Genomic DNA, 24993 nt, shown 5'->3' with positions numbered 1-24993 from the left:
AGCATATCAACTTAAAGCGAGCAACAAATTACTCGGCGTCATTTGACTGATCATCATGAGTCGACATCAAGCCATAATGGCAGATCTCACATGGTGCTAATGCTTGCTTGGTTTCGATAACGTTATCATGTCCACAAGACATACAATGATAACTTCCTGGCTCAACAACCGTACCAACCACATGACACTCTTCAAGCGGCACAGGGTTGTTATTCGCATGGTTAATCAGCCATAACAAAGCTGTATCCTCTTTTTCGTCAAGCTCTTCGACCAATTCATGACTCTCATCAAGCACGTAATGCCAGTTCGCATCTACCCATGCTTCGGTGTAACCCATTTTGTCATGCCAATAGGCCGTCATTAAAGCAACATCTTCTAAAAACCAATCCTTTGCTCCAATCAATGTCTTACGCGCTTCTTCAACCAAATTGGAATCGATTTCGCTTTTTGATGAATCTTTTTTCATAGATTTCATAACTCCTCCTCTATGCACCTTCTAATTAGGGCTCCATCTCTATAAAATAACGGATATTTTCAAACTCTGCTGGCCATTGCACCATTATCTTGCGTTATGTCGCTATAATGGTCCTCTTTTCATTAAAGAGAATACAGGTCTACCAACCTTTCGTCGATCACGGGATAAGAATACATCATGCAAGAGCAATATAATCCGCAGCAAATAGAACAAGCTGCCCAATCTTTTTGGGACGAGAACAAAGTCTTCAAAGCCATCGCTGATTCTAGCAAAGAAAAGTTCTACTGCCTTTCTATGTTCCCTTACCCAAGTGGTCGTCTGCACATGGGTCACGTTCGTAACTACACTATCGGCGATGTCATTTCTCGCTACCAACGCATGCAAGGCAAAAATGTCCTACAGCCAATGGGCTGGGATGCTTTTGGTCTTCCTGCTGAAAACGCAGCGATCAAGCACAAAACTGCACCAGCAAAATGGACCACAGAAAACATCGCCTACATGAAAGGCCAGCTTAAAGAACTTGGTTTTGGTTACGACTGGGATCGTGAGATTGCTACCTGCACTCCTGAATACTACAAATGGGAGCAATGGTTCTTCACACAATTGGTTGAAAAAGGCTTGGCGTACAAAAAAACCGCTGCTGTGAACTGGTGCCCAGAAGACCAAACGGTATTGGCTAACGAGCAAGTTGAAGATGGTTGCTGCTGGCGTTGTGGCACTAATGTAGAGAAGAAAGAAATCTCTCAGTGGTTTATTCGCATCACAGATTATGCAGAAGAACTATTAAACGATCTTGATCAATTAGATGGCTGGCCAGAAAAAGTAAAAGCCATGCAACGTAACTGGATCGGTCGTTCAGAGGGCCTAGAATTTAGCTTTGCGGTAGAAGGCAAAGACGAGCGCCTGTCTGTTTACACAACACGTCCAGATACTATTATGGGTGTTACATATGTTGCTGTCGCAACACAGCACCCGCTTTCTTTAGAAGCGTCTGCGCATAATGCTGATCTTGCGACGTTTATCGAAGAAAGCAAAAAAATGTCGACTACTGAAGCCGATATGGCAACAGTTGAGAAAAAAGGCATGGACACTGGCTTCAAAGCCATTCACCCGATTACTGGTGAAGCAGTTCCGGTTTATGCGGCTAACTTTGTGTTGATGGATTACGGTTCAGGCGCGGTTATGTCGGTTCCTGCTCATGATCAACGCGACTTTGAATTCGCGAAAAAATACAACCTAGCAATCAAACAAGTTGTTCAGCCTGCTGGCGATGACTTAGTTGATCTAGAAAAAGCAGCTTTCACTGAAAAAGGCGTATTATGCAACTCTGGCGAATTCGACGGCTTAGCATTTAAAGAAGCATTTGAAGCCATTGCAGCTTGGATGGTTGAACGTAAATTAGGCGAAATAAAAGTGAACTATCGTCTACGTGATTGGGGTGTTAGCCGTCAGCGCTACTGGGGAACGCCAATCCCGACAATCAACCTAAAAGATGGTTCTGTTGTACCAGTACCAAAAGATCAGCTACCAGTTGTACTACCAACAGATGTGATCATGGACGGTGTTAACTCACCGATCAAAAACAACCCAACTTTTTCTTCGGTTATGTTTAATGGCGAAGAAGCAGAACGCGAAACCGATACCTTCGATACTTTCATGGAATCGTCTTGGTATTTCGCTCGCTACTGCTGCCCAGACTCTACCGATGCAATGCTGACAGAAGAAGCGAACTACTGGCTTCCTGTTGACCAATACGTTGGTGGCGTAGAGCACGCTATTCTTCACTTATTGTACTCACGCTTCTTCCATAAGTTGTTACGTGATGCGGGCCTTGTAAACTCTGATGAACCGTTCAAACGTCTGTTGACGCAAGGTATGGTAAACAAAGACGGCACTAAGATGTCTAAATCCAAAGGCAATACGGTCGATCCACAAGAAATGATTGAGAAGTATGGCGCCGATACCGTTCGCTTGTTCATGATGTTCAGTGCACCACCAGAGCAATCACTTGAATGGAACGATGCCGGTGTAGATGGTGCTTCTCGCTTCCTGCGCCGTTTATGGGCGTTATCTTACCGTCATACCAATGCGGGTAAAGTTGGCGAACTAAACATTGCCGAATTGAATGGTGCTCAAAAAGCTTTGCGTCGTAAGACTCATGAAACCATTCAGAAAGTATCAGACGATATCGAACGTCGCCAAACCTTCAACACTGCCATTGCGGCCGTGATGGAGCTTTGTAACGAGATCAGCAAGTTCGAAGACACATCCGAATTGGGTCTTGCTGTAGAACAAGAAGCATTAGAAGCAGCGACATTGTTGTTGTCTCCTATTGTGCCTCACATTGCCCACCAGTTATGGAGCGAGCTAGGCCATAGTGACAATATCGTTAATACACCTTGGCCAACGCTAGACGAAGACGCATTGATCAAGGACGAGCTAACTATTGTTGTTCAAGTACTTGGTAAAAAACGTGCTGAATTGACCGTTTCTGCTAGTGCTGACAGTAAAACAATTGAAGCAGAAGCACTTGCTCATCCAAGTGTTGCCAAGTTCCTTGAAGGCAAAACAGTTAGAAAAGTTATTGTCGTTCCAGGTCGTTTGGTCAACATTGTTGCCAACTAATTGAGGTACACTAAGGGATGGCTGAGCCATCCCTTTTTACCAACAACAATACAGAGATCACGGATATGATAGCCGCACTTACACAAACAACTCGTCTACTATTATTGGCATTACTGACCATGAGTATTGTCGCCTGTGGATTCCATTTACGTGGCCAAACTAACATACCAGCAAAGCTTAAAGTTATAACACTAACGTCAGAAAGTGGCTCTGATAGTTTCGATAGAGCGCTGCGCATCGCACTGACTAAAGCAGGCGTTGTTATCGTCGATAAAAACAGTGCGAACAAAGACACCCTTAATCTGAAAATCAATGCTATTACAAAAACTGATATAGAACTGGCCCGTGATGCAGACAATGATCTATCACAATTGCAGCGCCGTTTAAGCAGCCATTACTTTGTTCGTCAAGCCGACGGCAAATCCCTCTATGGCCCTAGAACCATCAACACAACAAAAACACTGACTAATCAAAATGCTGAAGAAAGCGCCAAGTTATCTTATAACCAAGCGCAAGAAGAAAGCATGAATGAAGATCTAGCCAATCAACTAGTTTACGACTTAAGTTATGCCCCATTATAACTCGCATCACTTTTAGGCGGACATTATGAAAGTCAGAGCTGACCAACTAGAATCTCAGCTAAAAAAAAACTTGGCGCCTATTTATATTATTTCTGGTGACGAAGTTTTATTGTGCCAAGAAGCGGCAGACAGCATTCGTAAAGCGGCCCAACATCATAATATTGATGAACGTTTGCGTTTCGTGGCAGATGCACAATTTGATTGGCAAGATGTCATCAACGAAAATCAAAGTTTGTCGTTGTTTTCCACGCGTAGAATGTTTGATATTCAAATAGACAAGATGGGCGAAAAACATAGCAAAGCATTGGCTCAATTAAGCCAATCGCTTAGCGAAGACAATATCATCTTGCTCACCTTGCCTAAAATTGACGCTCGAACTCAAAAAGCCAAATGGTTCACGCAATTGGAATCGCAAGGTGTTTTTGTACAAATCTGGCCAATAGACGCAAACCGACTTCCTGCATGGGTACAGCAAAGAGCACAAGCGCTAGATTTATCTCTTACTCGTGATGCTGCCAGCATGATTTGCGAACGTGGAGAGGGGAATCTTTTAGCCCTTTCCCAAGAATTAGAAAAGCTCGCCCTAGTGCATGGGCAAGGCGTGCAAATTGATGCCGAAAAAGTTGCTGAATCCGTGGCTGACAGCAGTCGTTACTCAATTTACGATTTGAGCGATCGACTGTTAATGGGCAAAACCAAAGACGCTATGCACTGCCTACATCAGTTGCTAGGCGAAGGGGTTGAAGCCAGCATCATTCTTTGGCTATTTAATCGCGAAATTCAAACCTTAGCGAACCTACTACAAAGCATGCAATCCTCCAGCTTTAAGCAAGCCTGCCAAAATGAAAAAATTTGGGACAAGCGTGTACCATTTTATGAAAGCGCTATGTCGCGACACAACAAAGTCACCCTGCCTTACATGCAAAACTACCTAGCCTTGATTGATAAAAGCATCAAGGGATTAGAAGGCCCAGACAGCGAAATAGGCTTTCGCAACCTAGTGATGATGTTTTGTGGCTACAAACCTGTGGTGACTGAATTGGACTTACCATAAATAATATTTATTGAAATATTTTTTATTATCAATATGTTACGTATTTAAACTAATAGAAACATAAAGCTGACATTGTTCTATCCTTAATAATGGGATGATAAGAAAAATAATCTAGCTTTATGGAGACTTCTATGTCTTGGTTTAAACGAAAAACATTAGCGCCATCTGATAGTACCGGTAAAAATCAAGGCGTTAAAATCCTTCAGTTAACTCACGCTGAACTGTCTGAAGCCACTCTTGCTGCATTAAAATTTCCAGAAAAGAAAACACAATTAATCCTCGCCTTTGTGTCTTCCAATCTCGACTTTGAAAGTACTGTTGAAAAAATCCAGCGATTCACGCCTTTCTGTGAAAAAGTCGTTGCTGTGATGACATCTGGCGAACTTAACAGCCAACAAGCAAATTTTTATCAAACGACCGATGGAAAATGGGACTCGATTGTCTTACAAAGCTACAGTGAAGAGCTGCTAGCATCCACTGAAATAAAAACTATCCCACTGCATTGCGAAGATTTAAAGCAAGGTAAAGTAACCAAAAACAAGCAAGATAGAATTCGCACTATTCAGTCCGAAATAGAAAAAATAAATGTGAAAATGGCCATCAACTACCAAGATACCATTGCCATTACATTTATTGATGGACTGTCGTCTAGCGAAAACTTCTTTATGAAAGCCTTGTACGATAGCCAGCGCTTTCCTTGTCATTTCATTGGTGGATCAGCGGGTGGGAAGCTAGACTTCAAACAAGCGTCTGTCTACGACGGCAGCAAAGTTGCTCACAATTGCGCTGTGGTTATTTTTACTAAGTTAGCAGACAATATTCGCTACGGCATACTAAAAACACACAATTTCCAAAAGACCAAACGCTCTTTTTATATTGCAGAATCAGACCCACAAAGACGTACTGTTACTACAGTCATTTCCAAATCTACTGGTAAAATAGTCAACATTGTCGACCACCTTTGTGACTATTTTAAATGCCAACCAAACGATCTAAATACAAAATTAACAAACCACTCATTTGCCGTTGAAATTGGTAGTGAATTATTTATACGCTCCATCGCCAGCATTGATTTAGATAACAAGATCATTCATTTTTTCTGCGACCTAGATTTTGGCGACGAGCTTATTCTGGTAGAAGCTAAAGGCTTTGCCGATAGTACCAAACAAGCCTTTGACGAATTTATGAAAGGCAAGCCTCAGCCAATCGCGATGCTAGCAAATGACTGTATTTTACGTCGTTTAAATAATGCAAAAGCACTCAAAGAGCTAACAGCCTTCCAGAACATTAAAGCCGCGGGCTTTTCTACTTTTGGCGAGCTATTAGGCGTGCATATGAACCAAACACTCACTGCATTATTTCTATTCAAAGTGTCAAAAAACGAACCATTTTCGGACCCTATTGTTGATAATTTTCCGATTCACTACAGTTATTTCAAAGAATTTTTTACGTTATCTAGATTGAATAGTTTAATGCAAATCAATCGCTTACAGGCAGACCTTATTAACTATCTATCTGAGTATCGTCCTTTACTTGAACAAGTGGTAGTCAGCTTTAACAAAATTACTAAGTACTCACAGCAGACAGAAGCGATTATTAGCGATGTAAGTGGCACCTTCCATGACCTAAGAAATGACATTAATGCGCAAGAAGATGGCCGCAAGGCACTGAATGGAAACGTAGCTCAGCTAAAAAACAATTCAGAGCAAGTACTTGCCATTTTAAAAGTTATTTCCGGAATTGCTGATCAAACTAACCTTCTCGCACTTAACGCTGCGATTGAGGCGGCGCGAGCAGGCGAAGCTGGTAGAGGGTTTGCTGTGGTTGCCGATGAAGTTAGACAACTATCTAAAAACACGCAAGACAGCTTAAATAAAACGGGAGAAACGATCTCATCTGTCACCAAATCAACCGGCTCTATCAGTCAGTCGATCGAAAGTATTGAACAGTTCATGTCTCGGCTCACCAATAATACAGGCGAGTTAACGGCACAAATTCAATCCCTAGGTGATGCTTCCAACATGGCAAGTAGAGATGTCAGCGAGAACATACGAGCGATTCAAGATATGACTGCTCGCATGTCTGAAATAGATAAAGAAGTCAAAGTAATAGAGAGCCTAAAGCGGGCTAATAACCTGTAACTCGATAAAGTGAAGTTTACTTTGCTAGACTTCACTTATTCTTGCAGCCTGTTATTATGCGGCCTCATCATGCCCTAGGTAAAAAATAAATGAATAATGAATCCGTTGTCTTGGAAGAACTCACAGTCTGGAGCACACCACTTTTCGTCACCCAAATGCCAGATCATGACTTTTTAAAAGAGGCATTACTCGCGGCGGTATACCAACAAAAAGCGACTCAAACCACTGCAATTGAGAGCCAAATTGCTCCAAAAGCAAAACATGCACTCCACGAAAGTACATTGGATTTTCTGGATCTCGCTGACGCCAATGTTATGGAAGCCAAACGCGCTTTTGAAGAGCTGATTCTAGAAATTGCGGCTTCGGTAAATCAAGCTTTTTGGCCAGAAGATATGGAAGCGGACGCACATATTATCGAGTCTTGGTATCATGTTACGCAAAAAGGCGGCTACCATGATGCCCACTCTCATCCAAATTGCTCTTGGTGTGGCATTTATTATTTAGAACCCGGTGATGCCAATATCGAAGGCAATGGTGGCCTCAATCGTTTTTACGATCCAAGAGTCAACGCGGAACATTATGCTGATCCAGGCACCGCTTACTTAGGTGGACATGGAGTCTGGGATTTCACTCCTACAGATGGGCAAGTGATCATTTTTCCGTCTTACTTAAAGCACTCTGCTTTGCCGTATTTTGGTGATAAAGATCGTGTTGTCATTGCTTTTAACGCCATTATCGAAGCCTACTGACCCGCCGACATAAAACATTTCTATAAATTACGAGCCTTCTAGCTTTCATAAAGGATTGAGTTGGCTCGTATAACCACTTACCCATCCAAAACTCTGCTTTTTTACAATAAATTTCATAAGTTTCCACTCAAAGATTCACAATGGATTGGTATTTGTAGTAATTTAACAAGTAATGTTTCATAACCACGGGGTAGTCTATGCGTTTCCAGTTTGATCAACTCAGCGGTAATCAACGCTACCACCTGATCACTCAGACAATTACTCCACGCCCTATTGCGTGGATCATGACGAAAAATGAAAACGAGAGTTTCAACCTCGCCCCATTTTCATATTTTGCTCCTATATCTTCTGACCCTGCTCTCTTAATGGTTTCCATTGGCAACAAAACAACAGATATCGCCAAAGATACGAAGTACAACCTACTTAGGGAAAAGGAATGTGTTTTGCATATTCCAAGCGGGGACTTAATAAATGCCGTCAATGAGAGCTCGGCAAGCTTATCCTATGGTGAATCTGAACTAACCAGAACAGGCTTGTCACTGACTGAATTCACCAAAACATTACCCCGTATTGCAGAAGCAAAAGTCGCTATCCACTGCAAACTGTTTGACATGCATACGTTAGGAAACACGTCGTTCAATGCGATTTATTTGGAAATACTAGACTTATACGTTGATGAAGATCTTGTAACTGAAGAAAAGTCTCGAATTTTCATCGACAACAAAAAACTCAACCCTCTTGCACGAATAGGTGGCGATGACTATGCACTTTTAGGCGAGACAGTGACGATCAAACGTCCTAACTAGGGCAATACAGATTTGAGGTAAAAAAGATGGACATAACAAAGCACATAAATACATTTCCTTTCATGGCAGATATTGATGCTGAGTTAGCATCATCCTTAACAGATCTCGCGTCTATTAAAACACTAAAAGCTGGTGACATTCTGGCCAAACAATTTGAGATTGGTCAGAACATCTATTTCCTTCTAGAAGGCGAAGTCGCCATTTCCGTTCCATTGCAAGATACCGGTAAATCTTACAACGTCGGCATGATCAGCAACCTCCTTTCTCCTATTGGCTGGTCTGCTTTTCGCCATCCTTCCCGTTATGCGACTACATTCACAGCTACCAAGTCTTCTAAACTACTCTATTGGCCGATTGTTGAATTACAAAAAATTCTCGATGCCAATTTGCTTTTCGCTAGCCAATTTCTGCAGTTTGTATATCAAGAGTCCTTACCTGTTCTCACCAACGTACAGAATCAAACACGCCCTTTCTTTTCCAATGAATCATTAGCTTTTGAAGAAACGCGCCCTTTAATCGATTCTGAAACGCAAGTTCATGCACTAAAAGATGCCATCAACCTTCTAAACTACGCGCCTTTTTGTGAGACGTTTACTCAAGCTGAAATACATACTTTAGCCAAAAAATCGTCCATTTTATTAGCACATCAAGGGGATATTTTAAGCCAACAAGATCAACCAGCTAATGGCTTATATATTCTAATCAAGGGTAAAGTCGTCATCAGTTATCAAACTGACTCTGGCGACATTATTACCACCAGAACGATTTCCCGTACCGGAACCGTACTGGCTTGGGCAACCCAAAATAAAGAAATGAAAAATCGCACTTCGATCATTTCATCCAGAGACAGTAGCGTTTTGTTTATCAAACGCGATGATTTGTTAGAAATGTTCGAAGACAGCCCTAAGTTTTCAGTTAAATACTTATATCGACTCATTTGGTTGATTGGCGCACATTTATTAGCGGCCAGAATGCGCTACCTTTCACAGATAGCGAACGATGAAGTATTAGCGGTAAGTAACGTAATAGACCAAAATGCTGCACTTTTACCCGTTAGCTCGCCTCTGTATAAAGTAAGCGAATTACTGAAAAGCGCGATTACTACCGACGAAGCATTCGGTGTGCTTTATAAATGCCTACACTTTGGCTGTGTGCTAGAACGCACCATTTCTGGTATGTGCTTGGACATTCTAAAAGATTTACAGCGCGAAAATGCTTTTTATCGCCATCTACAAAATGTCTATGACACGATAAATAATTTGCCAAAAGAGACTCCGGCATTAGATGCAAGACGTTTAGGTACAGAGCTATTCAAACAAGCCTTCCAACAAGTTCCCTACGTCATTAAAGGACTAGAGAATTTACCTAAGAAAGCCGGCTCTCTGTTCATTTACAACCATTTATTAGGCTCTCCAACTAACCGTCTACCAAACGGTTTCCGCTTTTCTATGGATGCGCAATTTATAAGCGCCATGGTCATCGATAACCAGTATGGTATTTCTGGTCAACGTGTCGTACGTCGCAGTAAAGAAAGTGAGTTTTGGCGTGACGATTTTTATGGGAAATTTGGCAATGTATTCATCAATAGTTGGGAAGACCTAACCAAAGACACGCCCGAATACGATGAATTCATCAAACAATCTCAGGACACTTTACGCCAGAACTTCCCACTGATGATCTCACCAGAAGGACAAAGCTTTAGTACGCAACAATCACCAGGTACCTTGTTACCTCATGCCTTTGAACTCGCAGGTTCAATGGGGAACGAAGAGCCTTGGATTGTTCCAATCGTTGTGGCAAATTTTGATAAACGCGCCGATCACAACCTTTATACGGTGATCATCAAACCTGCGTTTAAACTGTCCAGCAAAGTCGATTACAAGGATAAAGAGGCGTTAGCACAATTCTTAGCCTCCTATCAGGAGGAGTACAAAGGTTACGTTAACGAAGCAGTTGAGCTATCAAGAGAGATTCGCCAATATCCTATATTCAGTGGTAAAAATGGCTATCGCTCTAACGTAATGAGCCTAAATCAAATCGATGTGGAATTCGAATCGGATGTACGAGAACTAGAATTTCACCTAGCCTATCAAGAATATAAAGAACAGCCAGTCGCGTTCTACGGATCATCTACCGTGCGTTTATGGAATGATTTTGCTCATAATTTCCGCGACAAGAACGCGATTAACTTAGGCTTTAGCAGCGCAACATTAGAAGCATGCGTTTACTATTTTGAACGTATCATCTTGCCACACAAGCCTCGTTCTTTGGTCATTTATGCTGGTGACAACGATATTGGTAACCACTGTGACAGCAACAAGGTTGTTGACTTGTACATCGAGCTACTGCAAAAAATAGATCGCCATCTTCCAGGCATACCGGTCACGTTAATCAGTATTAAGTGCAGCCCAGCGCGATTGAAGATGCGTAAAACCATTGAGCAAACCAACAGTCAATTGGTACGCCTTGCTAAAACGCGCCCTAACACTCAGTACGTTGATTTGTTCTCTACACTGCTCGACAAACATGGTGAGATAAAAGAAAACCTATTTGAAGGCGATAGACTGCACTTGAACTCAAAAGCATATGAGCTTTGGACCAAAAAACTGCTTGAAACAGAAAGCTTTATCTTTCAAAAGTAAGGATTTTAATTAAACAAAAACATAAAAAACGCTCCTAGGAGCGTTTTTTATGTCTAAGCAAATGCACCGATCACGACTTTTAATCCAAGCAATATTAAAATGCTGCCCATGCTTCTATCCACCCACACCGTATGGCGACGCAACCAAGAAAGCACTGGGCCACCAGCTAATAACAAGGCCACTATCACATACCAGCCAGTATCAATCACGACAACCGTTGCCCATAACTGAAACTTGATCAAGGTGTTAATTTCAGTAGGAATCAACTGGCTAAATAAAGCTAAGAAAAATAATGCAGCTTTGGGGTTCATCAAAGAAATCATCATGCCATCACGAGCAGACTCCCAATAGGAAGACTTTTGGCCTTCGACTTTGATTTCATGACCTTGTCCAGCATAACGCCATGCTTTAAATCCTAACCAAGCCAGATAAAGTCCACCTAAAACAGTCAATACAGAGAATATGTTTTGGTGCTTGGCCATCAAAATAGCAAGACCTTGCAGAGTCAAAAAAGCCCAAAAACCAATACCTAAACCATGTGTTATCGCAGCCAAAACACCATGAAGCGGGGATTGAGAAACTGATACACGCAAGATGACAGCTAAGCTTGGCCCAGGAGAAATTGCTCCCATCACACAAACTGCAACCAAAGAAAGCCAAGTAGTAAGATCCATATTTTTCTCTTATTAGTATTATTAAAAGCGCATTTAATTACGCCGATATTTTATCCAATCTAACACGAAAAAACGAACATCCCAGAGCTAAAAACAGTTCGAATAAAAAACACGTTAGTGTATTGACCTTTTTTAGAAAAAACGTCAGCATAGAAAAACTGACTATTTATAAAACTGAATAAAGATTTTCTATTACCCTATGAATAACAACATCTTAAATAAACGCAACGGCGATAAACGTAAGGCTAAGAAGCTTTGCGGCGCTGACGTGTGGAATTAAGATTTAAACAACTCCCCGGCAGCATTCTAGCTGACGGACTACTTCTCTTTTCAGCAGAGTGCATACCGGCCTAAATGAGGCAAAAGTATGTTCTACGGCGCAATCACTGCATTAATCACTCCTTTTCGTAACGGTCAATTAGACGAAGACGCTTTGCGCAATATCGTCCGCTGGCAAATTGACCAAGGTATCAATGGCTTAGTACCTGTTGGCACAACTGGTGAATCCCCTACCTTAAGCGAACACGAACACAAACGTGTTATAGAAATTACCGTACAAGAAACCAATAAAGCGGTACCAGTTCTGGCAGGTGCAGGTTCGAACAACCCAGTGGAAGCGGTGAATTATTCTGAATACGCTTATCAAGCTGGTGCTGATGCAACCTTACATGTAGCTGGTTATTACAACCGCCCAAATCAAACTGGCTTATACGAACACTTCAAATATGTACACGACAACAGTAAATTGCCTATCATCCTTTACAACATTCCACCTCGCTCGGTTGTCGGTTTAGAAGTTGCTACATTGGCTCGCCTTGCTGAACTACCAAGAGTGATTGGCGTTAAAGATGCGACGGGCGACTTAACGCGTCCTATTCGTGAGCGCGCCTTAATTAACAAACCTTTCAATTTCTTAAGTGGCGACGATATCACCACAGTTGCTTATAACGTCGGCGGTGGTAACGGCTGTATTTCGGTTGCGTCAAACGTAGCACCAAAACAAGTCGTGGAATTGCAACGCCTATGCCGCGAGGGAAAATACGTGGAAGCAGCACAGTTGCAGGACAAGTTATTTGCGCTGCATAATGCGCTCTTTATTGAGCCAAATCCCGCGGGACCAAAATACGCCATGTCATTATTAGGTCTTTGCACCGAAGAATGTCGTTTGCCTATGGTGCCACTACAAGACAGCACAAAAGCGATCATCCGTCGAATTATGGAAGAGTTAGAACTTATCTAAGCCCTAGCTTAAAAAGCACACATCAAAAAGCACACATCAAAAAGCCCGCATCTAAGAGCGGGCTAATTTATTAAAAAGTCTAAAACTAGGATTTAGCGAGCCGTACAACATAAAGCAGGATAATCGCCCCCACCGTTGCCGTAACAAGAGAACCCAAGAAACTACCTGAATACAAGCCGAGCAGTTGAAATGTGAATCCGCCGACAAAAGAACCAACTACACCGATAACGATATTACCAATCAAACCAAAGCCGCCACCTTTTACTAGCTGACCAGCTAACCAACCCGCCAAGGCACCAATAAACAAAAAAGCTAAGATCTCCATAAAATGATCCTTATATTATGTAATTTACAGTTATTCAGACTAGCACCTATTTGTTTAAGTACCTAGAAAAGCCACTCAATCCCCTATACTACTAACCCATTTATTCTTTTTTCTGTTACTTTGTCATGAAAGCGCCAAGCTTTTTCAAAAAATGTTGGTAGCATGTATTTCATACAAAAAATGTTTTCAGTAAGCCTTTAAAACACATGGTCAAGTTAATCTTCAATGAGGGAATCTAGATGGGTAAGGTACATTTTGTAGGCGGTGAAAAAGGCGGTGTCGGAAAATCTATGACCGCTCGTGTCTTGGCACAATTCTATATTGACAACGATCAGCCGTTTCTAGGGTTTGACTGTGACGCGTCTCACGGTACATTTTCACGTTTCTATAGTGAGTTCGCTTCTCCTATTTTAATTGGCGAAGAAGACAGTTTAGATGGCATGTTAGCGGCCATTGAAGAATACCCAGATCGTGATTTAATTATTGACCTAGCAGCTCAAGCATCTCAGCCGTTGGGCAAATGGATTGAAGAAACCGATGTATTTGGTTTACTAGATGAAATGGGCTACCAAGTCTGCCTATGGCATGTCATGGACGATGGTGCTGATTCAGTGGCGCTACTGGATGATTTGCTTGACCGTTACACTCTGCCATCAGTTGATTTTGTGGTGGTACAAAACTTAGGTCGCGGTACTGACTTTTCTCGTTTTCAAAAATCTGACACCTTTAAGAAAGCTGTAAGTCGCGAAGCCCTGATCATTGAATTACCAAAACTACAAAGTAAGTTAACTCAAAAAATTGACTTTAATAACAGCAGTTTTTGGGCCGTTGCCAATGATAAAGGCATCATGAATATTGCTGAACGTCAACGCATGAAGGTCTGGCTACGTAATACATATGAGCAATTAGCTCAGCTTGGTTAATCGTATTATTTTTAGTCGCTTAAGCACTTAAGTAACCCCAAAAAGCACAAAAAAGGCCAGCTACATAAGCTGGCCTTTTCGTTTTTTGGATATTAACTATTACTCTTGAACATCCATATACTTATTCGCCCATACACGGTTTTCTTCTAACGTTGAATAGCGCGTAGACAGTTCAGAAGCATCCAAGGTACCTTCTGCAATACCACGTTGCTCACGCAGGCAGTCATACGTTGCTTTAATCGCAGCAAAATAAGCAGCATGACCATTTACAACAATGCGCACACCGTTAGCAGCAAGACGCTCACGATCACGTAGCTCAGGATTATCGTAAGCCACAAGCATGATTGGAATAGAAATATGTTGGCTGATCTCTTCTAGATGAGCGAAATCACGAATACCAACCATACAGATGCCATCCACACCAACGGCTTGATAAGCTTTAACCCGCGAGATGGTTTCTTCGGTGGTCAACTGACCAGCATTAGTACGAGCAATAATACTCATAATAGGGTCAATACGCGCTTCTAAAGCCGCTTTCAATTTACCAACAGCTTCTTCTACTGGAATCAAATCTGTAGATTTATGACCGTATTTTGCTGGCAACAAAGTATCTTCTATCGTTAATGCCGCAACACCAGCACGCTCAAGTTCAACAATAGTGCGCATCACATTCAGTGCATTACCGTAACCATGATCAGCATCGGCAATGATTGGTAAACGAGCAACACGGCCAATTCGAGTCGCTTGCTCCGTAAATTCACTTAAAGTAATCAAAGCAAAATCTGGCGCAGCTAAAACCTGCAAAGATGCAACAGAGCCACCTAAAATCCCTACTTCAAAGCCAAGATCTGCAGCAATACGAGCCGACATTGGATCGAATGTCGAAGCGGTGTAATAACATTTACCGCTTGCTAGTAATGCTCGAAAGTCATTACGCAAATCATGTTGGGAAGGTGTTGCCATAATATACTCCTAAAAGATGTCACTAAATTTCATATAGTGGAAATGCCCGGCATTATACGCCCCTTGTGCATTTGCTTCATCTGTAACAAACCAATTGGTTAGGTTTAGTAAGTAAATTACGACTAAAAAGACTAAGTTTTTAAAGAAATGAAAGGAATTTACAAACTATGAAAAAATCATGAAGTCCATTATGACTTATTGGAAGCTACACACGGTATACTTAGCCAAACTTATGTATAGAAAGAGCTTGCCTATAACATAAGCAAACCCTTCTGTTCCTGGAAAAATCACATATCTTTCGGGACGTCACATACGAAGCTTTTTGCACTTTCTTCATCACCCTTGCCGTCATAAGTCGCTACACTAGGATAAGGACAAAGAGGTCGGGTGCGAGTTGCACTCCAAGAAGATGGCAGTTCTTCATTTACGCCACCTAGATTCCCTTCTCCACGTGCTGTAGCAATAACTTGTTTAGGTTTCTGACCTTTTTCCACCCAAGCAACCAGTGGCGTTAACATGTCAAACTGATCCGTAGCTTTTCCACCGCGGCAATGCCCCATACCCGGCACTGGATAAAACTGAGTAAAATCGCCAGCATGGCCATTGTTTTCAGCATCTAACGCCAAATACCAAGCCTCTGTATCCTGCACAGAAAAGATTGCATCCGACACTCCGTGATACACCATAATCTTGCCGCCATTATCCCGTAAAGTAGACATATTTTCTGGCGTAGGTGGCGCCATAAATAACATGGCAGATTCCTTATAGACACCAGAAACAGCATTCACTTTTGCCACTAATTCATCAACATTGGCTTTCCAAACAAAATCGGCACCATTAAAATTACGAATACTGTAGTCTTTAAGCTCAACTGGAGGAGTGCTAAAAATCATCGCTACCGCACCAGAATCTCGCTCAATCGGTGATGTATACTCCCAAATAATATGATCGCTATCATTAATGCCGGTATCGTATGGAAAAGAGGAATAAAAACGCTTTCCGTTACTCGTGGTAACCCCTTTATATATGGTATCCACAGCGTCTTTCTGCGGTTGAGTAAGACAACTACCATCGCGATCAGCCTTACAGGTCGCCACGTCTGTTTGAATACTAAATGCAGCCTGACAAGATTTAAAATCTTGAATCATGCCATCTTGCAGGCCATCAAGAGCATCACATTTTGCCAATATTGCATTCGAAACTGTTGTGCGTTCAGCTAAAGTAAAAGCTGTTTTTAAATCTTTTTTATCCGTATTAGGCACTGAAGCATATACCTGAGCACCGGCAATACTTGCCACTGCAGCCAGAGGTAAACGATACCCAGGTGAGCCAACTAAAATACCGTCGTAATCATTAGCGTATCGAGTCGCCGCCACCATGGCATGACGACCACCATTGGAACAACCTGCAAAGTAACTACGATCAGGATCTCTGCCATAAACCTGATGGATCACGTTTTTTGCCATCGGTGTCAGCTTGGCAACAGCTTGATAACCATAATCAAGTCTCGCTTGCGGATCATAAGCAAACGTTGGGATTCCCTTATCGTGGCCAGCGTCCGAACTAATTACCGCAAAGCCCTGAAATAAAGCCCCTGTTAATGGACCGCCACCTAGTGCGCCCTCTGCTGTTCTCACTGCCCCATCTAACCCACCATTTGCTTGATGAAGAAAGCGACCATTCCATTTCTTCGGTAAACGCAACTCAAAACCAATCGCGTAAGGCTTTCCATCTACATCGCCAATACGCTCATACATTTGTCCTTTGACTAAACAGTGCTCTTCAACATCATTATCGCCCAACTTCACTGTCCCTTTAGTCACAGTCTCAACAGAGTTGATCGCGGTGTTACTTGCGCTTAAAAGAGAAGATAGCCCTTCACAGCTAGTAGTAAGTACAGAGGATTTTGCTTCACTTAACTGCGGTATAGCAGAAGGGGTTGCAGCGCTAGCGAGACTGCTATAAGCAGCAACACTACTGATGGCTAGAGCAAGTAAACTAGGTTTATATGAGAATTGACGCATAGGAAGCTTCCTTGTTATTTTTATTATTAACTGTTTTATTTTTTAATTGTTTCAATGAACAACAGAATAGAAGAGGTAAATATAAAAGGAGAATAATTTTTTTGCTCGCGATATTCGAAAAATGCACAACACAACATCAATTCCGTTGTAATTTTCCTACAAGAAAAGCCAAAACCACCCCAAATAGACAGCTTTTGAAATAAAATTTCCTCTTTTTTGAAAAAAATGCGTACTTTAGGACTACTTTTTATACAGTCAAACAGTGACAGAGGCATATTCTAGGGATAACATACTGCCCAGCATCCCCCCATGCACCCTTTTATGACTCTCACTCTTATTGATAAATGTTAAGGTTCTCAAATGAACGCTTGGTATCTCATCTGTTTTCTTTCGGCATTAGCGGTTTTTATCGCTTTTACCAACCAATACATACTAAAAATGCAAACTACGATCGCCATTACCACAGGATCAGTCGTAATTTCATTACTCCTAATTCTTGCGGTTAAAATGCTTGGCGATGAAACAGCAGTATTCATTACTCAAGTTGTTTCCGGCATCGACTTTAATCAGCTGTTATTAAAAGGCATGTTGGGCTTTTTACTATTTGCTGGTGCATTAGAGATCGACCTTGCGGCCTTAAAAAGACAGCGTTGGGAAATCACCATATTAGTGCTGTTTTCCACGCTAGCGTCGACCTTTATTGTCGGCTACCTAAGTTACTACGTATTTGCTCTACTCAACTTCCCTATACCTTTCATCTACTGCCTACTATTTGGCGCTTTGATAAGCCCTACTGACCCGATTGCAGTATTGGCTATCATCAAGCAAATGAGTGCACCGCAGGGTATTTCGATCCAAGTAGAAGGCGAATCCTTGTTTAATGATGGTGTTGGTTTGGTTATTTTCACCACAATCTTTGCGGTCGCATTTTATGGTACTGAAGCCAACTTCCAAGACGTCGCTGAGCTATTTTTAGTCGACGCTATTGGTGGCATAGTGTTTGGTCTTGTTATTGCTCTGGTTGGTCACTTTGTTATCATCAATTGCAAAGATATCAATACACGTCTATTGGTCACCCTAACCATTCCTTCAGCGGGTTTTGCTTTAGCCAATATTTGGGAGATTTCCGGTGCACTTGCGATGGTGACCAGTGGTATTCTTCTTGGCAACATCACACGAGCAAAAGCTTCCAAGAAAAGCGGTCCAGATGGCACTCGTTATGTAAAAGATTTTTGGCATGCGACTGATAGCTTCTTGAACGCCTTGCTTTTCCTAATCATTGGTATGCTGATTGTGACTATGCCATTAAGTTGGGAAATTATTGGTTTAGGTTTGGTCATGGTTCCCGTTGTTCTACTGGCTCGCTTTATCAGTGTTGGCAGTCCTTACCTAATTTTCAAACGCTACCGAGAGTACGATAAACACTCTGTTAAAATCTTGACTTGGGGTGGTTTACGAGGCGGTTTAGCACTTGCTATGGCTGCGGCGATCCCAACGAATAAAATGATGATTGAAGGTTTAGATTTACACGACATCATGGTCATCATTACCTATGTTGTTGTTATCTTCTCCATCATAGTGCAGGGTCTAACTATTTCGCCGTTGATTCAAAAAAGCATTCAAGCAGCAAAAGACAAAGCGAAATAACCATTCGCCCCATCCCTCTATAACAGCCTTTTATAGAACCTATATAGAAAGCTTCATTGTTAGAGTATAAAACGCCAACAGCATGTTGGCGTTTTTTTTACTTCCAGTGCGATTCAGACATTCACTCCTTGAATAAACCTTGCTGTAGATCATAAAAACGATCGAGCAGGTATTATAAAATAGCCTTATACCTGTGATCTAAAACCTAGATGATAGATAGGATTGAAACGAATAAAGAACGGAGCACTTTAATGCTAAAAACACCACAAGCAGAATCCAAGTCAGTAGTCATTATGCTTCGTAATAATATCAAGCTAATAGGCAAAGGCGAAAAGACTATTATTTTGGCTCACGGTTTCGGCTGCAATCAAAACATGTGGCGTTTTATACTGCCTTTTCTTGAAAAAACATACCAAGTTCTACTGTTTGATTATGTCGGTAGTGGCAACTCAGACTTTTCAGCGTATGAAAAAAATCGCTACCAACAATTGGAAGGCTACTCTTTAGATATCATTGAAATATGTGATGCTCTAGAGCTTAAAAACGTCATCTTTGTCGGCCACTCAGTGAGTAGCACCATAGGCTGGATAGCCTCTAAGCAACGCCCTGAGCTTTTTTCTAAGATGGTAGCAGTTTGCCCTTCTCCTTGTTTTTTAAACTTGGACGAAGAATACCAAGGCGGTTTTGAAAGACAAGATTTGGAAGGACTAATCCAGTTAATGGAGAAAGACTATATCGGCTGGGGGAACTATTTAGCACCCATTGTTATGGGAAGCGACTTATCTCCTATTGGCCCAGGAATGTCAGAAAGCGATACATTAGTACATGAGTTACTTAGTAGTTTTTGCGCTACTGATGTCACTTATTCTAAGCTTTTCGCTGAAGCGACTTTTTTCTCCGATTATCGGTCTTTATTGCCTGACATATCTCACCCATGCTTAATATTACAAAGCTCAAACGATACTTTGGTTGCCGTTAGCGTAGGCGAATATATCAAGGATAAGTTACAAAATGCCAAGCTAGAAATAATAGAAGGCAATGGACATTGCTTACATATGACTCATCCAATGCATGTTTTTAATTCTATGAAGGCTTTTTTATGAGAAAACGAATAGCAGGGACAGCTACTCTCGATGTACCGAAAAAATAGCGCCATTTTCGTGAAACTTAAGCAATTCCCGAATGTTAAATGGCGTCACTTCATCCACATAATAAAATGCTTCTTTTTTCACTCTAGCCAGTTACAACACCGAAGGTCATACTGATTGTTCACCTCGTGGAGAAAACCAAGCTTTGTAAAAATCATTAATGAGCAATGTATCGTTATTCCTGAATCAAAGGGCAATAATCGAACGAACCTCTCTACCCTCTATGGGCTTCATGATTAATGATCAACTAGACAGTGACGAGAAGCCTGAAACTAACGCGGATATGCTTAAACGCTATACAAAAGACCTCTAGTTTCACTTGGATAATGTGTGTTGCCATTGAATACTTTAAAAATCTGTCTAAAATCGCGGCATACACAAATATACAATAGGATTTTATATGACTTCATTCACTATTCTTGATGGCGGTATGGGCCGAGAACTTGAACGCCGCGGCGCACCATTCAAACAACCAGAATGGTCAGCCTTGGCGATGATGGAAGCACCAAACATTGTGAAAGAAGTGCATCAGTCTTATATCCAAAGCGGCTCACGTGTCATCACTACCAATAGTTATGCTTTAGTGCCCTTTCATATAGGCGAAGAGGTCTTTAAAGAGCAAGGCCGTATATTGGCCGTACTTTCAGGCAAAGTCGCTCGTGAGGCCGCTGACGAAAGCGGCACAGATACAAAAGTAGCAGGTTCTCTTGCGCCATTGTTTGGTTCATATCGCGCAGATCTTTATCAAGCAGACCGTGTGGAAGAATTGGCCGTTCCGCTCATCGAATCGCTCAATCCTTATGTGGATCTTTGGTTATCAGAAACACAAAGTTTGGTCGATGAAGTCACTCGTGTAAAAGCCCTTGTAGATAAAATTGATACAGATCACAAACCTTTCTGGGTGTCTTTTACTCTTGAAGATTCAGAGCCAACTGCAGAGCCTTTATTGCGTTCTGGCGAAACCGTTGTTGAAGCCGTAAAAGCCATGCAAGCCATCGGTGTAAATGCGATTCTATTTAATTGTAGCCAGCCCGAAATTATCGGTGAAGCCATTCAAATCACTCAAACAGTATTGTCTTCTTTACATGCTAACGGTATCCAAATCGGTGCTTACGCCAATGCTTTTCCACCACAACCTAAAAATGCCACGGCAAACGATGGTCTTGATGAGCTACGTGCTGATCTAACGCCACCAGCCTACCTAACTTGGGTTAAACAATGGGTAGAAGACGGGGCGACTTTGATTGGCGGGTGTTGCGGAATTGGGCCTGAACACATTGCAGCCATAAACGAGTTCAACAAAGCTGACTAATAAGCGCTATTAAATACTTCAATCAAAAAGGGTCAACGGATTTATTCGTTGCCCCTTTTTGATTATGCTTTTTAATGACTTTTAGTTTTTAAACGACTGGGCTATTTCTTTTGCCATGGGATCAATCACCTGATCAAACCAACTGGCGGAAAGTGTTTGTACCATAGTTGAATAGCCATCTGATTTTAATTTACGCTGAACTTCAAACGTATTGGAAGCAGACAACTCACCCGTTGCAGCAATAACCTGCCAGCGCCCAGAAATATGTATCATTCCCTCTAAATCCGCGTAAAAGTCATCCACTTCAATATTCAATAAAGCAATAGCATAAGAAGGTAATCGCTGACCACCAAACCAGGTAATATTAGGCAAAGTCTTCTCTAATCGCTGTTGCGTTAGACGAGTTAATTGAGGAGACAAAGACTCAGCCCACAAATTACTCTGGGAACGATGAACATCTCCCCGTTTTGTTACTAATACAATTTCGTTACCAGCTAAGTAATTGGCAACTACGATTGGCATCAGCTGCACAGACATTTTTTGCGTTGCTTGAGCTTGGGCATTTTTCAATCCTGTATCCATTAACAGATATTCTTTGCTAGGTGGTGTTGGTGTAGCACAACCAGCCATCATCCAACTTATCAATACCAGCAAAAAAGTACGCCCATAAATCATCATATTCATTTTATTCCTTTCAACTACTTCGCCGCTTTCGGCTCAACATCTGCTCGTGGTTTACTGTCAAAAATCAAAGTATTTGGATTCTCTCTCAGCTGACGAAGCAATGGCTGCAATTCATTTAACGCTCGTCCTAACGACACCATATTTTCTTTCAAAGAACGACCAATTTGACCATTTGCCTGATAAGTTTCCAGTGTTAGGTTCAACTCATTAATCGTTGCAGCAAGATCTGCTGGAAGCTGTTGAGTCTCTGATTTATTAATCAGCTGTTTGACACTTTTACTCAGTTCTTGTAATTGACGTAATGTTTCGTTGGCCTCATTCATCGTTTGACCAAGCTGCTCAAACGTCTTATTAAGAGGCACTTGAGACACATTATCTAAGATGGCACCCACTTTTGTTTCAATATTAGCGAGCGCGTCCGGTGCCGTCGGAAAAATCTGGTAACCGGCAAATTCCTTTATTGTCACTGGTGGTGGATTTTTCATAAAATCAATATTAATAACTTTTGCGCCATTCAAGTAGTTACCAATTTTTAAAGAGGCCCTAACCCCTTTATTAATACGATCTTCGATTAATTCATTCCATTTCTGCAATGACATCGCACCAGAGGTATCTAAAGAATTCAAACGCTGGGGTTCGATACGTGCACGAACAGGAATTAAAGGCGTATCAAGGGAAGTCAACGAATCCATTGGGATGCCGTTAAATGGCACATCAAGCACAGTACCAATTCGTACACCGCGAAACTCAACCGCGGCACCAGGCGTTAAACCACTAATATTGCTCTCAAACAAAAAGACATAGTTAATAAATTCACTAAACATATTATTAGCGGCACTTTCTCTAGAAGAGAACAGGCGAAATGGAGCCATATCTTTAACGGGTTGTCCTGCGGTTCTACCAGGAGGTAACCCAAAGGAAATACCACCCGCAAAAAATGTCTCTAATGAATCGAGTCGAATTTCAAAACCACTTGCAGAGCTCTTAAATGATAACCCAGGCGTCATCCAAAACTGCACATCACTATTTACCAAAGCATCATAAGGCGAGCGAATTACAACACGATAAGTGATGGCGCCTTTTTCTGTGTCAAAGCCGACTTTTTCAACATAGCCGACTTCGTAACCACGAAAATGTACCAAAGCACCAACGTCCAGTTTAGAACCTTCAGTGCTAGATAAAACAAGACGTACACCTTCATTTTCAGTCGAAAGTGGCGGCTGACTTAAAAGCGTAAAATCCGTTTGTAAACGCCCTTTCATACCAGGAGTCATATCAATATAAGCCCCAGATAGAAGAGTACCAAGGCCACTTACCCCTTCTTTACCAATTCGAGGCTTTACCACCCAAAACCTTGCGTCATCACGCAACATTTGTTCTGTACCGTGGTTCATGCGAACTTTAATAATAGCGTTCTCATAATCTTCACTAAGACGGATATCGATCACCCTACCCACATCTACGTTACGAGATTTAAGTTTTGTCTTACCTATTTCTAATCCATCGGCATTGGCTGCCAACAAAGTAATAACAGGCCCTTGGCTTGACCAGTTTTGATAGAGCATCCAACCTGCAACCAAAAGCGCGATTAAAGGCACGAGCCAAATAGAGTTAAATCGGACTTGACGCATATTTTCGACTTGCTTGTTCGGATCACTCACTCTTCTCTCCTTGCTAAAGAGGAGGCACTAGGTGCATCGTCTTTATCCCATAGTAATCTTGGATCAAATGTCATTGCCGCTAACATAGTTAAAACAATAACGGCCGTAAAGGACAACACCGCAGGACCCGGCAAAATTGACATGAAATTTCCCATCTGAACTAAACTGGTCAATATAGTCACCACAAAAACATCAATCATTGACCAACGCCCCACCAGCTCAGTAATACGATACAGTTTTATTTTTTGCTCGGTCTGCCTATGACTTGGAAAATAACTTTGCCAACACAACCAACTCAACGCCAACACTTTAGCTAGAGGAATCACCACACTCGCAAACAAGATAATCAAGGCAACAGGATAGGACCCCAACGACCAAAGCAACAACACGCCTCCCATAATGGTCGAGGGTTCGGTACTGCCTAAAAACGTGGTCTGCATAATAGGAAATACATTCGCAGGTATATACATAACTAAAGAAGCAATTAACAAGGCAACAGTTGTCATGATACTTTTCGGACGCCTACTATTAATAGAGTGGCCGCAGCGATCGCAATGCTTCGCATTACCAAGCTGAGTTGCACCGCAAAAATGGCAACCAATTAACCCTTGCTTCTTAGCCGTCGTATCAATCATAGGGTGATCAGCCGCCTTACCAGCGACCTGATTCCAAAACCAACGTTTATCAACTAAAGTGATGGTTTTTAATAACAAAATGACGTAACCACAAAAAGCCCAAAAAGACAGTTTCAATGAAATATCAGCCAAGCTACTCATCTTGACTAATGCCACTAGAATGCCAACTAAAAAAACATCGACCATCAACCAAGGCTGAACAACCACAAGCCATCGAATACAATAGCGCTGAGCAAAATTCAGCACTTCTTTATGTTGAAAAGACCAAACTAGAAATAAAACCGAAAACAAGTAAACAAGAGGAAATACAAACAGCGCTAAGCTAATGATAGCCCCTAGCACAAGATAGCCATGACTAAGCAAGACACTCAACGTATTAAACAAAGTAACACTACGCTCAATACCGTTGGTAGAAAAACCAAGAAAAGGAAAACTCATGGCTAACGCCAGCATCAACAAAGCTGACAAACCTGCCCCCATAATTCGTGCTGCAACATGTTTATGAATGCTCACTAAAACGTGGCCACAATGTTGACATCTAAAACGCTCACCACTCTGCAGCGGCGGTATACTGTTAACGAAATCGCACTCTTCACAAGTCGTTATATTTTCGTGAAACACGTAATGACTCATACCAAAACCACGACTCAATAAAGAGCCCTAATAAAACGCCCAAGAACCTAT

General features: G+C 41.7%; 20 protein-coding genes. 12 read left to right on the top strand and 8 right to left on the bottom strand.

Translation table 11 applies throughout. The features are described 5' to 3' along the window. Positions 1-28 precede the first annotated feature (28 nt). Complete coding sequence (locus CCS02_RS04990; RefSeq protein WP_100635994.1) at positions 29-475, bottom strand: hypothetical protein; 447 nt, start codon at positions 473-475, stop codon at positions 29-31. A 177-nt stretch (positions 476-652) separates the two neighbouring features. Between CCS02_RS04990 and leuS the strand changes: the two genes are divergently transcribed. The 7 genes from leuS (at position 653) to CCS02_RS04955 (ending at position 11073) form a co-directional block, all read left to right on the top strand. After that, the gene (gene leuS / locus CCS02_RS04985; protein WP_100635993.1) at positions 653-3100 is read left to right on the top strand and encodes a leucine--tRNA ligase; all 2448 of its coding nucleotides are present in this window, start codon (positions 653-655) and stop codon (positions 3098-3100) included. 17 nt (positions 3101-3117) lie between these two features. Next, positions 3118-3681 carry an LPS-assembly lipoprotein LptE gene (locus CCS02_RS04980; RefSeq protein ID WP_232617207.1) on the top strand — a complete coding sequence of 188 codons (564 nt, stop codon included), beginning with the start codon at positions 3118-3120 and terminating at the stop codon, positions 3679-3681. A gap of 25 nt (positions 3682-3706) precedes the next feature. Next, the gene (gene holA / locus CCS02_RS04975; protein ID WP_100188557.1) at positions 3707-4735 is read left to right on the top strand and encodes a DNA polymerase III subunit delta; all 1029 of its coding nucleotides are present in this window, start codon (positions 3707-3709) and stop codon (positions 4733-4735) included. A 131-nt stretch (positions 4736-4866) separates the two neighbouring features. Continuing rightward, positions 4867-6876: a methyl-accepting chemotaxis protein gene (locus CCS02_RS04970; protein WP_100188558.1), complete on the top strand. Its 2010-nt coding sequence runs from the start codon at positions 4867-4869 to the stop codon at positions 6874-6876. Positions 6877-6965: 89 nt separating this feature from the next. After that, on the top strand, positions 6966-7625 hold the full coding sequence (locus tag CCS02_RS04965) for a TIGR02466 family protein (protein ID WP_072838109.1): 660 nt from the start codon (positions 6966-6968) through the stop codon (positions 7623-7625). A gap of 197 nt (positions 7626-7822) precedes the next feature. Then, complete coding sequence (locus CCS02_RS04960; protein ID WP_100188559.1) at positions 7823-8431, top strand: flavin reductase family protein; 609 nt, start codon at positions 7823-7825, stop codon at positions 8429-8431. A 26-nt stretch (positions 8432-8457) separates the two neighbouring features. Beyond that, on the top strand, positions 8458-11073 hold the full coding sequence (locus tag CCS02_RS04955; protein ID WP_100635992.1) for a cyclic nucleotide-binding domain-containing protein: 2616 nt from the start codon (positions 8458-8460) through the stop codon (positions 11071-11073). A gap of 53 nt (positions 11074-11126) precedes the next feature. Here CCS02_RS04955 and CCS02_RS04950 read toward each other — a convergent pair whose 3' ends face one another. Next, on the bottom strand, positions 11127-11747 hold the full coding sequence (locus CCS02_RS04950; RefSeq protein WP_072838112.1) for a LysE family translocator: 621 nt from the start codon (positions 11745-11747) through the stop codon (positions 11127-11129). Positions 11748-12114: 367 nt separating this feature from the next. Between CCS02_RS04950 and dapA the strand changes: the two genes are divergently transcribed. Further along, complete coding sequence (gene dapA, locus CCS02_RS04945; protein WP_072838113.1) at positions 12115-12987, top strand: 4-hydroxy-tetrahydrodipicolinate synthase; 873 nt, start codon at positions 12115-12117, stop codon at positions 12985-12987. Positions 12988-13072: 85 nt separating this feature from the next. On the opposite strand, the gene CCS02_RS04940 is transcribed toward dapA, so the two are convergent. Continuing rightward, on the bottom strand, positions 13073-13312 hold the full coding sequence (locus CCS02_RS04940) for a GlsB/YeaQ/YmgE family stress response membrane protein (RefSeq protein ID WP_012070611.1): 240 nt from the start codon (positions 13310-13312) through the stop codon (positions 13073-13075). A 239-nt stretch (positions 13313-13551) separates the two neighbouring features. Between CCS02_RS04940 and CCS02_RS04935 the strand changes: the two genes are divergently transcribed. Next, positions 13552-14235 carry a mobilization protein gene (locus CCS02_RS04935; protein ID WP_072838114.1) on the top strand — a complete coding sequence of 228 codons (684 nt, stop codon included), beginning with the start codon at positions 13552-13554 and terminating at the stop codon, positions 14233-14235. Between the two features lie 99 nt (positions 14236-14334). On the opposite strand, the gene CCS02_RS04930 is transcribed toward CCS02_RS04935, so the two are convergent. Both CCS02_RS04930 and CCS02_RS04925 read right to left on the bottom strand, forming a co-directional pair. Continuing rightward, entirely contained in the window at positions 14335-15198 is an 864-nt protein-coding gene (locus CCS02_RS04930; protein WP_072838115.1) for an isocitrate lyase/PEP mutase family protein, read from the bottom strand. Between the two features lie 287 nt (positions 15199-15485). After that, positions 15486-17222 carry a tannase/feruloyl esterase family alpha/beta hydrolase gene (locus tag CCS02_RS04925; protein WP_100635991.1) on the bottom strand — a complete coding sequence of 579 codons (1737 nt, stop codon included), beginning with the start codon at positions 17220-17222 and terminating at the stop codon, positions 15486-15488. A 360-nt stretch (positions 17223-17582) separates the two neighbouring features. Here CCS02_RS04925 and CCS02_RS04915 point away from each other — a divergent pair, with 360 nt between their 5' ends. The 3 genes from CCS02_RS04915 (at position 17583) to CCS02_RS04905 (ending at position 21329) form a co-directional block, all read left to right on the top strand. Continuing rightward, a complete protein-coding gene (locus CCS02_RS04915; RefSeq protein WP_072838118.1) occupies positions 17583-18869 on the top strand; it encodes a cation:proton antiporter in 1287 nt (428 codons plus the stop codon). Positions 18870-19120: 251 nt separating this feature from the next. Then, the gene (locus CCS02_RS04910; protein ID WP_100635990.1) at positions 19121-19972 is read left to right on the top strand and encodes an alpha/beta fold hydrolase; all 852 of its coding nucleotides are present in this window, start codon (positions 19121-19123) and stop codon (positions 19970-19972) included. Between the two features lie 445 nt (positions 19973-20417). After that, positions 20418-21329, top strand: a complete 912-nt coding sequence (locus CCS02_RS04905) for a homocysteine S-methyltransferase family protein (RefSeq protein ID WP_198515331.1) — start codon at positions 20418-20420, stop codon at positions 21327-21329. 81 nt (positions 21330-21410) lie between these two features. Here the strand turns inward: CCS02_RS04905 and CCS02_RS04900 are convergent, their stop codons facing one another. From CCS02_RS04900 to CCS02_RS04890, 3 genes are read right to left on the bottom strand one after another with little or no spacing between them, the layout of a single operon-like run. Further along, a complete protein-coding gene (locus CCS02_RS04900; RefSeq protein ID WP_232728822.1) occupies positions 21411-22013 on the bottom strand; it encodes a PqiC family protein in 603 nt (200 codons plus the stop codon). A gap of 14 nt (positions 22014-22027) precedes the next feature. Then, on the bottom strand, positions 22028-23674 hold the full coding sequence (gene pqiB, locus CCS02_RS04895; RefSeq protein WP_100635989.1) for an intermembrane transport protein PqiB: 1647 nt from the start codon (positions 23672-23674) through the stop codon (positions 22028-22030). Beyond that, positions 23671-24942: a paraquat-inducible protein A gene (locus CCS02_RS04890; protein ID WP_100636150.1), complete on the bottom strand. Its 1272-nt coding sequence runs from the start codon at positions 24940-24942 to the stop codon at positions 23671-23673. The genes pqiB and CCS02_RS04890 overlap by 4 nt, the downstream gene beginning before the upstream one ends. Between the last annotated feature and the right edge of the window lie 51 nt (positions 24943-24993).

It is taken from the genome of Marinomonas sp. ef1 (genome assembly GCF_002806845.1).
In the GTDB taxonomy this organism is placed as follows: Bacteria; Pseudomonadota; Gammaproteobacteria; order Pseudomonadales; family Marinomonadaceae; genus Marinomonas; species Marinomonas polaris.
The sequence above is the reverse complement of the archived record's forward strand: the minus strand, read 5'-3'. Positions and strand labels throughout refer to the sequence as shown.